This is a genomic window from Achromobacter sp. UBA5777, from assembly GCF_002418565.1.
GTDB lineage: Bacteria > Pseudomonadota > Gammaproteobacteria > Burkholderiales > Burkholderiaceae_B > Achromobacter > Achromobacter animicus.
In genome coordinates, this window is sequence record NZ_DIEJ01000321.1 from 18,036 (window position 1) to 33,159 (window position 15,124).

Below are 15,124 nucleotides of genomic sequence, written 5' to 3' on the forward strand. Positions count from 1 at the left end.
GGCGGACCAAGAGCAGATCGCGGTGGGCAATCGTTTACTCGGACTTCAGGGGGAAGCTCCCTTCAAGCGCCCAGGGCCCTCAATGCGCCGACGCATCCAAAAACCGATGCACCACCCGCACCGCGGCCGCGCCCTCGGCGATGCTCGCCAGCACATGCTTCACCGACCCGGCACGCGCCGCTCCCACCGCAAACACACCAGGCTGCGAGCTTTCGTAATCCCTGGCCTGCATCGACCCCGCGGCGGCACGACCCGTATGGATGCAGCCCTGGTCGTCCGTGTCCAGCCACCCGTCCAGCCAGGCGGTGTTGGCGTGATCGGTCACCGTTTCCGCATCGCCCTGCATGCCGGTGGCAACAATAAGGCTGCGCGCCTCGACCAGCCGGCCGTCGTCCAGCCACACCCGATAGGGATAACAGCCGCCGTCGAAGCGGCTGACCGTGCGAAGCGGCAGGACCCGCGCGCCGAAGCGCTTGCTCTGGTCCTCGGCGCGGCGCAGCAGCGGGCCTTCGCATAATCCGGTGATCGTGCCGGGGAAGCCCTTCAACACGTCCAGCCCGGGCGCGTCGCCACAGGAGAGCGAGCCCCCCACCAGCAATGTCTGCAGCCCCTCGGACGCGGCATAGGCGGCGGCCGCCAATCCAGCCGGCCCGCCACCAATTACGGCCAGGTCCATGACGGGATCTTCCTGCGCGCTTCCCGCCACCGAGCGCAGAATGGCGCCCCCATACGGCCGGCGCCGCAGATACCCGATACGGCGCAGCATGAACGCGCGCAGGATGATTTCTGCCAGCGGCCGCTCCGCCAGAATCAGCGTTTCAAGCGCCGCGCGGCTCAGCCGTAGCAGGCGGCTGCGGGTATTGGCGCGCACCGTGACCGCATTCGGCCGGTCGGTGAAGAGGTCCAGGCTGCCCGTGAATTCGCCGTCACGATGGACAAGCAGACTGCGCATGGCGCCGCCAGCGTCGGCTTCCAGGACTTCGGCATAACCCTGGAGCAGGATGTAGAACGCGGCTTCGCGATCACCGCTGTTGAGCAGCACACGGCCGGGCTCGGCCGAAAGCTCCTCGCCATAAGAGGCCGCGCGCTCGATCAGCGCGCGCGGCAGCATCGGAAACGCCTGCGCATGCAAGGCGGCCAAATCGGGCGGCAGGTTGGCCGGCGCGTCGCCGGCGGCAAGAACACTCATGGAACGCTTTCGGAACAACGGGAATAGAGGGAAGGCCTTCCATCACGGTAGCGCCATGGCGCAGGCACGTCTTGCCCACTTGCGTCCTGCTTTGCACGAAAGAGCAACGCTCGCGTCCTCGGCAACGACGCCGCGCCAGGCGGGCTGGCAGCCGCGGAGCGCTATCTCAAGCCCCGTGTTCCCTGCGCCACGCCCCCGGCGCCACCCCCACCACACTGGTGAACACGCGCGTCATATGCGCCTGGTCGGCAAAGCCGCACAAGAGCGCGATGTCGGTGATGGACCGGCCCGGTGCGCGCAGCAGTTCCTGCGCCTTTTGCACCCGCTGCTCCAGCAGCCACCGGTGCGGCGTTGTGCCGACCGTCTGACGGAACGCCTTGATGAAATAGCTGCGGGACAGATTGCAGGCCTCGGCGATGTCAGCAACGGATGCGTCCTCGCGCAGGGACGCCAGCAGCATGTCCTTGGCACGCGCCTCCAGCTTGCGGGACAGCACGCGGCCCCCGCCCGAGTCCGCCCAGCCGCTCGTCGCCCCGGCCCCGTATTCCGACAGCAGATGGGTGCCGAGGGCCAGACTCAAATGATCCACGAAGAGTCCACTCGTCTGCGCGGGATTCGCCACCACGCCCGCCAGCACCTGCGACAGATGGCCCAGCACCGGATCGGGCAACCCATTGCGCGGCAGCAGGCTGCTGACACGCGGGCCGCCCTTCTCGTCGTTGATGCGTTCGATGAACGCGCGGGGCATTTCGACCAACATGAAATCGAACCCGCCTTGCAGGTCGGCCCGGTAATCGTCGGTGAAGTCGCGGATGTAGATTGAACCCGCGTCGAAATCATGGGTCGACGCGTGATTGCCCTGCATGATGCGGCGACGATGGCCGCCCCGCAGCGCCACGCCCACCAGAAACCCGCGATCCGACGCGGGCGTTTCGACGCTGCCGAATTGCGCGGTTTCGGTGCGCTTGCGGTAGAACGTAAGTCCGCCTCCGTGGAATTCCTGATTCACGGCCAGCTTGCTGGCCGAGCAGCCCAGCGTGTCGGTGGACCGCGCGGGCGTGGGTTCGGGAATTAGAAGCTGGGTGGCGGGCATTGAAGCTGTCCAAATCGGGGCAAACGCATTTCGGGGTCGAAGATAGCAGGCGATGCTGCTTCGCAACAAGCAACATTTGGCAAAAGCACCTGCTGCGAGCCCCCGTTTCATCCATCCCGTCAGCGTGTCACGACGCTGTCAACAAACGCAGCCAGATCCCGGTTGAACCTGTCCGCCTCCTCCATGAACGGCGCGTGCCCGGATGCCGCATAGATCTTGCTGCGCACCTGCGGGTTCAGCGCCCTCGCCCGGTCGATTGACGGCGCCGGCTGTACCAGTTCGTCCTTCGCGCCGTAGATCAGCAGTAATGGCTTGCGCGTCGAGCCGAGGCCGCGCGCCGCCTCGACAGTCATCGATTGCACGGCGGCCTGCATGTCGAAGGACGCCATGGCGGCGTTGGCCAGGAGCCGTTGGAACGTGACGCCATCGGGCGCTTGCGCAAAGCACAGGCCGATGAATTCACGCTCCGCGTCCAGGTGGGTCTTCAGATCCGGCGACACCATGTCCCGGTATAGGGCAGGATGCGGCGCGATCTGCTTGGGATCCAGTTCGATCACACCCCCTACATAGACGGCGCCTGCAATCTGCGCGTCGCCGTAAGCGGCAAGGTAGTTGGTCGTCACCGCGGCGCCCAGCGACCAGCCGACGACGACGGGATTTTGCGCGCCGGTCGCCGTGATCACTGCCGCCAGATCGTCCGCCCAGCGCCGGCCATCGGAGTACGCCGCCGCATCCACCGGTTTGCCCGATAGACCGTGGCCCCGCAGGTCGTAAGTGATCAGCCGATACCGCTGCAGCGCCGGGCTGGCAAGCTGGGCCTCCCAGTTCACGTGGCTGCCCAGCAACCCGTGTACGAAAACGACCGGCGGGCCATCGGCAGTGCCGGCCTCCTGAACGGCGAGGGCCACGCCATCGGGCGCCGTGACGGTGTAATGCCGGGATTGCGCGTTGGCGGCCACGGAGACTGCCATGAACAAGGCTGCTGCTGCCACGTGGCGAAAAAAAGTTCTGCGTTGCATGGATGATGCATCCGGAAGAGTGGAGGGAGCGCCAGTTTCAACCCTCACACCTATGTCAAGGTCAAGCACCAATCTGCTACGCTTTCCCGCATGAAAACGCCCGCGCCTCAACCACCCATGTCGATCGGCGAGCTCGCCCGCAGAACCGGCGCTAGCCTGCGTTCCCTGCGTCACTATGATGACCACGGTCTTCTTGCGTCGGCACGGGCGGACAATGGCTATCGCACATTTCCCGCAGCCGCTATCACTCAGGTCCGGCAGATCCAGCGCCTGATTGCTTCCGGCTTCACGTTGGCGGAAATCCGCGGATTTCCCGATTGCATGCGGCTGATCGAAGGCGCAGCGGCGTGCCCGGAGACGTCCGAGGTGCAGCGCCAGCGGTTGGCGTCCGTGGAGCGCCAGATCGCCGACCTCGAACGCCGCCGCGCTCGCCTGCGAGAGATGTTGGAAGATACCGGCAACCCTTCCCCGCAATGATGCGCGGAGAAGTCCCCTAACCCGTAGCGCACGCGTTCGTACCGGGATTCCATGTCCACCTTGACGCCCCGCTCCCCCGCCAAGCTTGCGCCGAACTGGTTGCGCTGGCTGCCCGGCCTGGCATTGCTGAAGTCCTATCAGGCCGGTTGGCTGCCCAAGGACATCGCGGCTGGCCTGGTGCTCACGACCATGCTCGTGCCAGTCGGCATCGCCTATGCCGAAGCCTCTGGCGTTCCGGGCGTCTACGGTCTGTACGCCACCATCGTCCCCATGCTGGCCTACGCGCTGTTCGGCCCGAGCCGCATCCTGGTGCTGGGGCCCGATTCCGCATTGGCCGCGCCGATCCTGGCCGTGGTGCTCAGCGTCTCGAACGGCGACCCGATGCGGGCCATCGCCGCGGCCAGCATGATGGCCGTCGTCTCGGGGCTGTTCTGCATCGTGCTGGGCCTGATGCGGCTGGGCTTCATCACCGAACTGCTGTCCAAGCCCATCCGCTACGGCTACATGAACGGCATCGCGCTGACCGTGCTGGTCAGCCAGTTGCCCAAGCTGTTCGACATCTCCATCGACGACGCAGGCCCCCTGCAGGAAATGCAGCAACTGGCACTAGCCGTTGCCGATGGCCAGACCCATTGGCCAAGCTTCGCGGTCGGCGCCGCAAGCCTGGCCGTGATCCTGCTGCTCAAGCGCTTTGATCGCGTACCGGGCATCCTGATTGCCGTGATTCTTGCCACACTGGCGGTCAAGCTGTTCGGCCTGGACGCGCAAGGTGTGAAGGTGCTGGGCGAGATTCCGCAAGGGTTGCCCAGCCTTGCCTGGCCTTGGCTCAGCAACGCCGATCTGGTCAAGATCGTGCTGGGCGGCTGCGCCGTGGCGCTGATCGCCTTCGCTGACACCAGCGTACTTTCGCGCACCTATGCCGCACGCACCCACACCCGGGTGGATCCGAATCAGGAAATGGTGGGTCTGGGCGTGGCGAACCTGGCGGCGGGCTTTTTTCAAGGCTTTCCGATCAGCAGCAGCGCGTCCCGCACACCCGTAGCCGAAGCGGCCGGCTCGCGCACGCAGCTCACCGGCGTTGTCGGCGCATTGGCCGTGGCCGCGCTGCTGATCGCCGCGCCGAACCTGCTGCGCCATCTACCCAACAGCGCGCTGGCCGCCGTCGTGATCGCCGCCGCAATCGGCCTTTTCGAATTCAAGGACCTGCGGCGCATCTATCGCATTCAGCAATGGGAATTCTGGCTTTCCATGCTGTGCTTTGCCGCAGTCGCGGTGTTTGGCGCGATTCCCGGCATCTGTCTGGCGGTGGTCATCGCCATCATTGAGTTTCTGTGGGACGGCTGGCGGCCGCATTTCGCAGTGCTCGGCCGTGTGCCCAACCTCCGCGGTTATCACGACCTGAAGCGCTACCCGAATGCGGCGCTGATCGACGGACTGGTGCTGTTCCGTTGGGATGCGCCGCTCTTCTTCGCCAACGCCGAACTCTTCCAGCAGCGCCTGCTGGAAGCCGTGGAGGCGTCGCCCTCGCCCGTGCGGCGCGTGGTCGTGGCTGCCGAACCCGTCACGAGCGTCGACGTCACGTCCGCGGACATGCTGCGCGAACTGTGCGAAACGCTGTCGCGCGAAGGTATCGCGTTGCACTTCGCGGAGATGAAGGACCCCGTGCGGGACAAGCTCAAACGCTTTGAGCTGTCCCGTCTGTTCAGCGACGACCATTTTCATCCGACCGTCGGCAGCGCGGTGGACGATTACCTGGGGCGGGAAGCCCCCTTTCCAGACCACATGGAGCGCCACCCATGACGCAAGACGCCAATTCCGAAACGCCGCGAAAGACCGTCAAGCCCCGCAAGGCCGCGACGCGGGCCGCGCCCGGCGAGGTCGTTCTGCTCTCCGGCGGCAACCCACAGATACCGAAGGGTGATGGCGACGAGCCCGTGCAGGCCTACATTGCCGCCATGCCCGGCTGGAAATCGCCCATCGGCACACGCATCGACGCGTTGGTCGAAGAGGCGGTCCCGGGCGTCGCCAAGGCGGTCAAATGGAATTCGCCTTTCTACGGGCGTCCAGGCGAAGGCTGGTTCCTGAGCCTTCACTGCTTCACCAAATACATCAAGGTGACGTTTTTTCAGGGGGCATCGCTGCAGCCCGCCCCCGCCGGCAAATCGAAATATCCGCAGGTGCGCTATCTGGACATCCACGAAGGTGAATTCGACGAAGCGCAGTTTTCGGACTGGGTCCGGCAAGCCAGCGGCTTGCCGGGCGAGAAGTTGTGAACGGCGCCGCGCCGCGTCCAGAAGGAACCAAGAAGATGTTGATCCCCGAGCAACCCGGCAGACTGCAACAGCAGCTCGCATTTCTGCGCGAGATCGATCGGCTGAAGACAGTCGTGCGCCAGTCCCCGTTGCTGGACAAAAGCCGCAAGGAAAACTCCGCCGAGCACTCCTGGCACCTCGCCATGTACGCGCTTGTTCTGAGCGAATACGCCAGCGGCGCCGTGGACACGACGCGCGTCATGCAGATGCTGCTGTTGCACGACATTGTCGAGATCGACGTCGGGGACGTTCCCATTCACGGCACAACCGGCCACGACATTCAGGCCGTCAGGGAATCCGAAGCCGCGGCGCGGCTGTTCGGCCTGCTGCCTGCGCCGCAGGGCGAGGTCTTCCTGGCGCTGTGGCACGAGTTCGAACGTGCCGAGACCGACGACGCCAGATTCGCCAAGGCGCTGGACAGGTTTCAGCCCTTGCTGATCAACGTCTTCACGGAAGGCGGGACGTGGACCGAGAGCGGCGTGTCGTTGGAACAGGTCTTTGCGCGATACGGCCCGGCCATCCAGCGCGGCGCACCGCAACTGTGGGCGCTGTGCGAGGAATGGGTGACGCGGCACTTTGCAGCGCAGGAACCGGGCGGCCGCGGCTCCCGCTGACGGCAATCAACGCGTCACGCGATCGCGACGCGGCGGCCTTGCATCACCCGAACAGCCGCGTCAGTTCGGCTTCAAGTCGATGTCCCGAACGACCTGTCCCAGCCGAGCGTAGTCGGCGCGGGCACGTTCCAACGCCTGCGCTGGCGTGTTGCCCACGATGACCCAACCCAGTTCCTTGAGCTTGCGCTGGACCTCGGGGTCCTGAAGCGTGGTCGCCAGGGCCTTTTGCACCGTGTCGATGGCGGCTTGCGGCGTGCCTTTGGGCGCAGCTAGCCCGAACCATCCGGCGGGCACCAGGCCCGTGATGCCCAGCTCCTTGGCCGTGGGCACCTTGGGATAGCCGTCGAAACGGTAGTCGCTGGTGACGAACAGCGCGGTCGTCTTGCCCGACGTGACGTACGGAATCTGAGAAGCCGCGTTGTCCATCATCGAGTCCACATGCCCGCCCAGGATGTCGTTGACCGCCGGCGCCGCGCCTTTGTAGCCGATGATGCTGAGGTTGACATCGGCCAGGCGCGCGAAAGCCGCCTGCGTCAGGTGGGCCTGCGTGCCCAGGCCGGCGTTGGCAGACGTCAGGCCGCCCGGCTTTTGCGCGCTGAGCGTCTTGAACGCTGCGTAATCCTGCGCCGGAAAGTCCTTACCGACGACAAACACGAACGGCACTTCCACCGCGATGGAGATCTGCGCCAAGTCCTCGACCGGGTTGTAGCGCAGCTTGTAGATGTGCGGATTGACCGCAATGGTGCCGCTTGCGCTGAGCAGCAGCGTATAGCCGTCGGGCGCGGCCCGCACGACATGCTCGGTCGCGATGGAGCCGCCGGCGCCCGGCTTGCTGTCCACAATGACCGGCTGGCCCAGTTTCTTGGACATGGCGTCGCCCAACAGGCGCGTCATGGTGTCCGACGCCGAACCCGGCGCATACGGATAGACGATCGTGATCGGCTTGGACGGATATGCATCCGCCGCCTGGGCAGCCGTCATTCCCAACGACAACAACAATGCAGCAAACGCGACGCTTGAGCGTTTCATGGTTTTCCCCTGTTTATCGGGCTGTATGAATGATCTTTTGTATGACGGGAATGGCCAGCGCCGCGTACCAGCCAAGCTCGGAAAACATCGCTTCCCGGTACCATCCGGCGTGATGCAGCAGGTTCAACGAGGCGATGGTCTGGCCGTCCCATCGCACGGGCACGTTGACCGCGCTTTCGCAATCCAGGGCAAAGATGCGCTCATGGTCGGGAAACGCCGCCTGGCAGGCGCCGCGATCAGCGCAGATCCTGGGCCGGCCCTGCTCCACGACCTGGGTATAGAAGTCGCTGTCCGTGCGAATGGGCTTGGCCCCATCGGTCGGGTAGGCATCGGGTTGGCTCGAATAGAACCGGCGGCTCAAGCCCGCCTGCCGGTCCAGGACCAGCACTGTGAAAAGCCGGTAGCCGATGCGCGCCGACAGCGCCGCGGCCAGTGCGTTCAGGCCGCTTTCCGGCTGCGCGTCCTGCGTCAACGCCGTGGCCACGCCGTCCAGCGCCAGCGCCTGGGAAATCGAATCACTTGAACGAATCACCGCTTGAATCCGTTGAATGGTGGACAGACATTCTGGGGTGTTCCCCCCATATCCCGCCAATGAATAAACCTGAGATATCCATTACCATTTCCGCATGGATACCGCCCCAACCGACCTTTCCTGGACCCGCCGGCTCAAGCTGCGCCATCTGCAGGTTCTTGCCGCCCTCGAAAGCGCCGGCACCGTCACCGCCGCCGCCAAGGCCATGCATATGACGCAGCCAGCGCTGTCGCACTGGTTGAGCGACATGGAGGATCTGGTCGGCACACCGCTTTTCCTGCGAGGCCGCACCCTGGAGTTGACCGAGGCCGGACGCGCGCTATGGCGCTACGCCTGCCGCGTGCTGGGTGACACCGCCCGCACCGGCGAGGAGATCGAAGCGGTCAAGAGCGGCGTGGCGGGCCACCTGCATATCGGAACGATTCTTTCGGCGGCACCTGTCCTGCTGCCGCGCGCCATCGCTGCGCTGCATCAGCGCGCGCCGAACGTACAGATCGAGCTGGTCGAGGGCCTGCTGGAACCCTTGATGGAGCGCGTCGAACGCCGCGAAGTCGATCTCATCATCGGCCCCCTGGACGTGCGCGCCAGCCGATCAGGACTGTGCACCGAATGGCTGATGACCGACTCGTTCAGCGTCGTCGCCCGACGCGGGCATCCGCTTGCGCGACTGGCGGCGCCCAAATGGGAAGACACCGCCGGCTATCCCTGGGTCCTGCCGCCGCCCGGTACGCTGTCGCGCGTGCGCTTGGACCAGGCGGTTGCCGATGCCGGCGTGCCGCCGCCCAGACCGGCCGTTGAAACCAGTTCGGTGGTGGCGTTGCTGTCGATGCTCCAGGATCGCGACTACATCGCCACACTGGCCAGTTCGGTCGCGCACATGTATGAACAGCTCAACCTCATCCGCATACTGCGCATGCCATCGCGCCTGGAATTCGGACCCATCGGGATGTTGTGGGCAGCGGACTCGCCCAGCATCGTCCTGCCCGCCTTGCGGGAGACGCTGCGTGACGAAGCCCGGAGCCTCCTGAACATCGCCGGTGCGGGCCCCGCCGCTACCTGACCGTCGCGTATTCCAGGGTCTTGGGCGTATTGGTCAGCACGCGCGGCGTGTCGCCCACGACCACCGTGTCATCCAGCCGGAACCCGCCGATGCCGTAGGCGTAGATGCCCGGCTCGGCCGAGTACACCTCATTGGGCAACAACGGCCGCTGGCAGAATGCCATGTCTTCGGGGTACTCGTGATGAATGATGCCCACCGCGTGTCCGGTCCGATGCCGGACGAAATCAGCGAACCCGGCTTTCTCGATCTCGGCCTGCGCCGCCGCGTCGATCATGCACACGGCATTGCCGGTGCGCGCAGCGTCAATGGCAGCTTCGTTCGCCGCCTTCGCTGCCGACCACAACCGGACCTGCTCCGCCGACGGCGTCCCGCAGAACCAGGTTCGCTCGTTCTCGATGGTCAGGCCATTGAGCCGGGGAATGACGATGTTGACCAGCACGTCCCCTTCCTTGATGCGTGCGCCGCACGACGCGCCATCGCCATGGGGCGAGGCAGAGGCCGGTCCGCTCAGGGTCCAGCACCGGATCACCTCGAAATGCTCGCCGGGAAAGCGGTTGGCGGCCTCCTGTACAAACAGCGAGGCCATTGCGAAGTCCAGTTCCTGCACCAGGCGGCCCGGCCGGATGTTCTCGCGGTAGCGGTCTTGGATCCAGTCAGAAATTGACGCCACGGCCGCCATCACGGCCAGTTCCTCTTCGTGCTTCTGCCAGCGCAGCGACCGGCATTCCGGCGTCGCCGGCCGCAACGCGATCTCTGGCAGGATGCGGGCAACGTGCGCCAGCACCGGGCTGCCGCCTTCCACCGCAATCCGCGAGCGCGCCAGTCCGGCGGCTTTCAGTCTTGCGGCGACCAGCTCGGGCAGCTGGCCGATCAACGGCAGCCGGTTCGTCACACGCGGATGCTCGGCGTAGTAGCTGATGTCGGTGATCCACACCTTGCCCTGCTCCTGCGAAAACCGCATGTGGTGCGTGGACAGCTCGTTCATGACGAGGAAGGGATCGCCGTTACGCGGCACAACCGCAAAGATGGGACGTTCCCAAGGCAGCACGTCCGTGTGGAAGTTGGTCGCAAACTGGAAGAAGTCGGCCGACGTGAAGACGATGGCGTCGACGGCCAGCTCGTCCATCAGCGCGTTCATCTTGTCCAGGCGATAGCGCCAGACAGCATTGGTAAGTTTGGGCATGGTGATTCCTTGAGAGTAGGGTCAGTCGTTGCTCAGGCCCAGTTGGCGGATGAGCGGCCCCCAGGTGGCGCTGTCGCGCTGCGTCCATTGGGCAACCGTTTCCGGCGCCGATGGCAGCGGTTCCAACTGCAACTCCTGCAGACGCGCCTTGACAGCGGGATCGTCGAAGAAACGTCGCGTTTCGGCGTTGAGGCGATCAATGGCGGGGGCTGGCGTGCCCTTGGGTGCGACCAGGGCATACCAGCCGGGCAGCGGAAAGTCCGCCAGGCCAAGTTCGCCCAGCGTCGGCACGTCCGGCACGCTGGCGGCGCGCTTGGCGCCCACGACGGCCAGCGGAACGACCTTGCCGGCCTTGGCCTGCACCGCACCGGTGTTCAGGACGTCAGCCATCAGCTGCGTCTGGTTCGCCATGACGCTCGTCAGCCCCGCGGCCGCGCCGTTGTACGGTACGTGCGTGAGCGCCATCCCCAGGCGCTTGGCAAGCATCTCCACGACCAGATGCGTGGAGTTGCCCTTGCCCGCCGAGGCAAAGTTCAACGCGCCGGGGTTCGCCTTGGCCTGCTGGACCAGTTCGTCCAGCGACCGTATGTCCGTCTGCGTGCCGGCGACCAGCAGGAACGGCGTGTTGACTAGCAGACTGATGCCATCGAAATCCCGGGCAGGCTCGTAGGGCAAATCCTTGTACATGTGCGGGTTGAAGGCCAGATAGGAAATCCCGCTGACCAGCACCGTGTATCCGTCCGCAGGTTGCTTGGCAACGTAACTCGACGCCAGGATGCCATTGGCGCCGGGACGATTCTCCACGACCACGGGCATCTTCAATTGGCGCGACAGATAGTCGGCCCATAATCGCCCAATGACATCCGTCCCGCCCCCCGCCGCCTGCGGCACCACCAGCTTGATCGGCCGCGCCGGATAATCCGCGGCAACCGCCGCCATGCTTGCAAGCAACGCGCACGCAACCCCTGCCACCCGGCAGACGCGCGCCAGAAAACTTCCCTGCATGTTTATGTTTCCCCTTGATCCATTGAATATGCCGTCAGGCGACGGCGTGGCGTAAAGCCAGTCGGATTATGGGGAGATCGGGCATTAGCGCCCAATGAATAAACCTGAGGGTTCCATAAGCGTTATTGCATGGGGGCTCCGGGCGGAAAGCATCCGTCAGCGTGCGCAAACGCTTTCCGCCATGAAGTCCGGCCATGCGGCCGGGGCGCCTGGCTAGGGCCTGCCCGCCGCCGTGATCACGATCTCCACGCGCCGGTTCCTGGCCCGCCCTTCCGGGGTCGAGTTGCTGGCCACCGGCCGCGCCTCGCCGAACCCCTCCGCGGACACCGAATTTGGCGATACGCCCTTGGCGATCAGATAACGCGCCACGTTGTCCGCCCGCGCCGATGACAGCTCGAGATTGGAGGGAAACTGCCTTTTCAGCGCCGGCCCGATGGGCTCGTTGTCGGTGAACCCTTCGACGACGATCTGCTTGCCTTGCAGATTGGAAAGCGTGGGCGCGATCTTGGCCAGCGTCCTCTCGCCGTTGGAACTGAGGCTCCACCCGCCTTCGGGAAAGAGAATCTCATTCACCATGGTGACCTTCAGCTCGTTCTGCAATTGCGTAATCTGCACTTGGTCGCCGCGTAGGTCGGCCGAAAGCTGCTTATTGAGGGCGGAATACTCGGCTGCCAGTTGCGCCTCTTTGTCGTAGGTCTGCTTGGTCACGCAACCCGAAACCGCCAACACGACGCACAGCGCCAGGAGGGTTTTGTGTAGTCTCATTGCGATTCTCCGTCAGGTTTGTAAGCCAAATAAAAAGAGGCCTCGCCTCTTGTTGGCTTAGGTAATATCCGAAGGCACATCACTCCGATTTCTGCCAGGCAGGAAGCGCGCTAGCAGATTCTCGCAACTACACGCGAAGAATAAGCACAAGTGAATGACGCCACTACTCATATGACGCCAACCCCGGTCCCGCCGGGCACGGTTGCCGGTGTGCAGGGGCCTGCGGCAAACTCAGCCGCAAGCGCGGACTGCGATTATCTGGCCACCGTCATCTGGCACATCCGCATCCAGATGCAAGCCGGCCCCGTCTCTATCGACAGCACGGCCAAGGCGATGGGCACTAGCGTGCGCACCCTGCAACGCGTACTGCGCCGCGACGGCGGCGTCAGCTTTCGTGAGTTGTCCAATACCGCGCGCCTGCATCGTGCTCAAGACCTGCTACGCGAAAGCACCGTTTCCATCACGCAGATCGCCATGGATTCTGGTTATTCCACACCGGCTAATTTTTCCCGGGCGTTCAGGAAAGCGAGCGGCGTGGCGCCGCACGAATACCGGCAGGACGCGTTGGCGGGTAGTGTCACCCCGTGACGATCATCACTCGGCCAATACGGGCCGGCTGATCTCCAGCACCCACTGCACGAACGCCTTCACCGCCGCGGTCACACGCGCCTGGGGGTAGACAATGGAAAGCTGCACCGGCTCGCACCGCGCATCCGCCAAGACCTCGCGCAGGCGGCCGCTGCGCAGATACGGAGACGCCGCCAGCGCCGACAGTTGAATCAGGCCCAGACCCGCCAGGCCACAATGCAGATAGGCCTCGGTCTCGTTGACCGAATAGCGGCTTGGCAACGCCATCGACACGTTTTCACCGTCGACTCGGAACCGCCAGTCCAGCGGCCGGCCGGTGGCGTTGGACAGATAGTTGACCACCCGATGCGCGGGCAACGCTTCTATTGATTTCGGCTCGCCGAAGCGGCCCAGGTATTGGGGCGACGCGCAGGTCACCCACGCCAAGTGACCAAGGCTGCGCGCCACGAGCGTGGAATCGGCGAGCTCGCCGCTGCGGATGGCGCAGTCGATACCTTCATAGATCAGGTCGGCCGGGCGATCGCTCAGGCCCAGCACGACCTCGACGTCGGGATAACGCGCCTCGAACTCGACCAGCCTCGGCACCACGATCGCGCGGCCAACCACGCCGGGCATGTCGACGCGCACGCGGCCTCGGGGCGCCTGGATCGCGGCGGTAACGTCATTCTCGGCGTCCGCAATATTGGCCAGGATGGCCTGGCACGCCTGTAGGTAGCGCGCACCGGCATCGGTCAGGCTGAGGCTGCGCGTGCTGCGATGCAGGAGCGGCGTGCCCAGGTGGGTTTCCAGGTTCTTGATCATCGTCGTGACCGACGACCGAGGCAGCGCCAGCGATTGCGCAGCCTTGGTGAAGCTGCGCGCCTCGACGACCCTGACGAATGCCGCCATCGCTTGAAGTTTGTCCATGAGCCGATCCCGACGATAGAACGTGCGCCGCATGCGGCGGAAAGGTCCCGATATTACCAACGCGTATCGGCCGCGAACGCGCACTGCGGCGCGTTGTGAATTCCGTCACGGCGAACAATGGACGCCCTGCCCGCTCCTACACTGCAAGCCACTTTTTCTGCATGAGGCATCCCATGATTGAACACAACGCCATCCTCGTTTTGGGCGCGGGCCAGCTCGGCATGGCCGTGCTGCGCAACCTGGCGCCACGCGTCGCCAAAGGGCAGTTGTCGGTCCTGTTGCGCGCGTCGACCGTCGCTTCCAACGATCCCGCCAAACAGCGCGATCTTGCCGAGTTGCGTGGGCTGGGCGTCGGCATCATCGAGGGCGATCTTGCCCAGCAAGCCACGGCGGAGCTCGCAGCCACCTTCCGCCGCTACGATACGGTCCTGTCGTGCACGGGCTTCGTCGGCGGGCCCGGCGTACAACGCAAGATCGCCCGTGCTGCGCTGGATGCGAGCGTCAAGCGCTTTGTGCCGTGGCAGTTTGGCGTGGACTACGACGTCATCGGCCGTGGCAGCCCGCAGGACCTCTTCGATGAGCAGCTCGATGTGCGAGATATGCTGCGCGCACAGCGCAACACCGAATGGATCATCGTTTCGACGGGCATGTTCACGAGCTTTCTATTCGAACCCGCATTCGGCGTGGTGGATCTGGCCGGCAACACGGTGAACGCGTTGGGCAGCCTGGACAATGCGGTCACGCTGACCACGGCCGAAGACATCGGCGCGCTGACCGCCGAGATCCTTTGCACACAGCCTCGCATCGCCAACGAGGTCGTGCATGTGGCGGGCGATACCGTCACGTACCGGGCGGTCGCGGATGCCTTGGACCGCTTGCTGGACCGCAAGGTGACGCGGCGCGAATGGCCGGTGCCGGAGCTGTTGCGCGCACTGGCGGCAGCGCCCGACGATGCGATGCGCAAGTATCGCGCGGTGTTCGGGCAGGGCCGTGGCGTGGCGTGGGACAAGGCGCGAACCTTCAATGCCGAGCGCGGCATTGCGGTTTGCAGCGTCGAACAATGGCTGCGTGAGCACCGGGACGACATCCGATCCGCGCAGTCCTGAACCCAATATCCGAAACGCTTATATCTGAAATGACCGTAAACCTATAGTTCTTTAGAACCCGTTGACATAAAGAGGGGCATTGCCGATGATGCGGAAGGCCGCAAGCGCTGGGCCGCCATAAGCACAACACCGCGCTCGCGCTACGGGACGCGGCAACCAGAGAGGCAAGCCATGGAGACAACCCCACGCAACCCCGCACGGCGCCGCCTGTTGGCCGGCAGCGCCAGCGCCCTGGCCGCGGCCGGT

The 15,124-nt window shown here is 64.9% G+C and carries 16 protein-coding genes; 7 read left to right on the forward strand and 9 right to left on the reverse strand.

Annotation, left to right across the window (positions count from 1 at the left end; genetic code table 11):
- Positions 1-79: 79 nt before the first annotated feature.
- The 3 genes from B3446_RS28080 to B3446_RS28090 form a co-directional block, all read right to left on the reverse strand.
- A complete protein-coding gene (locus tag B3446_RS28080; protein WP_291387427.1) occupies positions 80-1,189 on the reverse strand; it encodes a cyclic nucleotide-binding domain-containing protein in 1,110 nt (369 codons plus the stop codon).
- A gap of 166 nt (positions 1,190-1,355) precedes the next feature.
- On the reverse strand, positions 1,356-2,282 hold the full coding sequence (locus B3446_RS28085; protein WP_291387429.1) for a helix-turn-helix domain-containing protein: 927 nt from the start codon (positions 2,280-2,282) through the stop codon (positions 1,356-1,358).
- Positions 2,283-2,401: 119 nt separating this feature from the next.
- On the reverse strand, positions 2,402-3,301 hold the full coding sequence (locus B3446_RS28090; RefSeq protein ID WP_291387454.1) for an alpha/beta fold hydrolase: 900 nt from the start codon (positions 3,299-3,301) through the stop codon (positions 2,402-2,404).
- A gap of 90 nt (positions 3,302-3,391) precedes the next feature.
- On the opposite strand from B3446_RS28090, the gene B3446_RS28095 reads away from it, so the two are divergent.
- Genes B3446_RS28095 through B3446_RS28110 form a run of 4 tightly spaced genes read left to right on the forward strand, consistent with a single transcriptional unit; the run spans position 3,392 to position 6,704 of the window.
- On the forward strand, positions 3,392-3,778 hold the full coding sequence (locus B3446_RS28095; RefSeq protein WP_291387431.1) for a MerR family transcriptional regulator: 387 nt from the start codon (positions 3,392-3,394) through the stop codon (positions 3,776-3,778).
- A gap of 51 nt (positions 3,779-3,829) precedes the next feature.
- On the forward strand, positions 3,830-5,578 hold the full coding sequence (locus tag B3446_RS28100; protein WP_291387433.1) for a SulP family inorganic anion transporter: 1,749 nt from the start codon (positions 3,830-3,832) through the stop codon (positions 5,576-5,578).
- Complete coding sequence (locus tag B3446_RS28105; RefSeq protein WP_291387435.1) at positions 5,575-6,051, forward strand: DUF1801 domain-containing protein; 477 nt, start codon at positions 5,575-5,577, stop codon at positions 6,049-6,051. The genes B3446_RS28100 and B3446_RS28105 overlap by 4 nt, the downstream gene beginning before the upstream one ends.
- 35 nt (positions 6,052-6,086) lie before the next feature.
- A complete protein-coding gene (locus B3446_RS28110) occupies positions 6,087-6,704 on the forward strand; it encodes an HD domain-containing protein (protein ID WP_291387437.1) in 618 nt (205 codons plus the stop codon).
- 60 nt (positions 6,705-6,764) lie between these two features.
- Here B3446_RS28110 and B3446_RS28115 read toward each other — a convergent pair whose 3' ends face one another.
- Both B3446_RS28115 and B3446_RS28120 read right to left on the reverse strand, forming a co-directional pair.
- Positions 6,765-7,733 (reverse strand): Bug family tripartite tricarboxylate transporter substrate binding protein, encoded by a 969-nt coding sequence (locus tag B3446_RS28115; protein ID WP_191577391.1) that lies wholly within the window; start codon positions 7,731-7,733, stop codon positions 6,765-6,767.
- 13 nt (positions 7,734-7,746) lie between these two features.
- Entirely contained in the window at positions 7,747-8,265 is a 519-nt protein-coding gene (locus B3446_RS28120; RefSeq protein ID WP_291387439.1) for a GAF domain-containing protein, read from the reverse strand.
- 94 nt (positions 8,266-8,359) lie between these two features.
- Here B3446_RS28120 and B3446_RS28125 point away from each other — a divergent pair, with 94 nt between their 5' ends.
- Positions 8,360-9,325 carry a LysR substrate-binding domain-containing protein gene (locus B3446_RS28125; protein WP_291387441.1) on the forward strand — a complete coding sequence of 322 codons (966 nt, stop codon included), beginning with the start codon at positions 8,360-8,362 and terminating at the stop codon, positions 9,323-9,325.
- Here the strand turns inward: B3446_RS28125 and B3446_RS28130 are convergent.
- The 3 genes from B3446_RS28130 to B3446_RS28140 all read right to left on the reverse strand — a co-directional run bounded on the left by B3446_RS28130 (position 9,318) and on the right by B3446_RS28140 (position 12,278).
- Positions 9,318-10,508, reverse strand: a complete 1,191-nt coding sequence (locus B3446_RS28130) for a M24 family metallopeptidase (protein ID WP_291387443.1) — start codon at positions 10,506-10,508, stop codon at positions 9,318-9,320. The genes B3446_RS28125 and B3446_RS28130 overlap by 8 nt on opposite strands.
- Positions 10,509-10,529: 21 nt before the next feature.
- The gene (locus tag B3446_RS28135; RefSeq protein ID WP_291387445.1) at positions 10,530-11,513 is read right to left on the reverse strand and encodes a Bug family tripartite tricarboxylate transporter substrate binding protein; all 984 of its coding nucleotides are present in this window, start codon (positions 11,511-11,513) and stop codon (positions 10,530-10,532) included.
- Between the two features lie 213 nt (positions 11,514-11,726).
- Entirely contained in the window at positions 11,727-12,278 is a 552-nt protein-coding gene (locus tag B3446_RS28140) for an OmpA/MotB family protein (protein WP_291387447.1), read from the reverse strand.
- A 150-nt stretch (positions 12,279-12,428) separates the two neighbouring features.
- Between B3446_RS28140 and B3446_RS28145 the strand changes: the two genes are divergently transcribed.
- The gene (locus B3446_RS28145; protein WP_291387448.1) at positions 12,429-12,866 is read left to right on the forward strand and encodes a helix-turn-helix transcriptional regulator; all 438 of its coding nucleotides are present in this window, start codon (positions 12,429-12,431) and stop codon (positions 12,864-12,866) included.
- A gap of 6 nt (positions 12,867-12,872) precedes the next feature.
- Here B3446_RS28145 and B3446_RS28150 read toward each other — a convergent pair whose 3' ends face one another.
- Positions 12,873-13,772, reverse strand: coding sequence for a LysR family transcriptional regulator (locus tag B3446_RS28150; protein ID WP_291387450.1), 900 nt, complete (start codon positions 13,770-13,772; stop codon positions 12,873-12,875).
- Positions 13,773-13,945: 173 nt separating this feature from the next.
- Between B3446_RS28150 and B3446_RS28155 the strand changes: the two genes are divergently transcribed.
- A complete protein-coding gene (locus tag B3446_RS28155; protein ID WP_291387452.1) occupies positions 13,946-14,878 on the forward strand; it encodes an aromatic alcohol reductase in 933 nt (310 codons plus the stop codon).
- Positions 14,879-15,124: the final 246 nt, after the last annotated feature.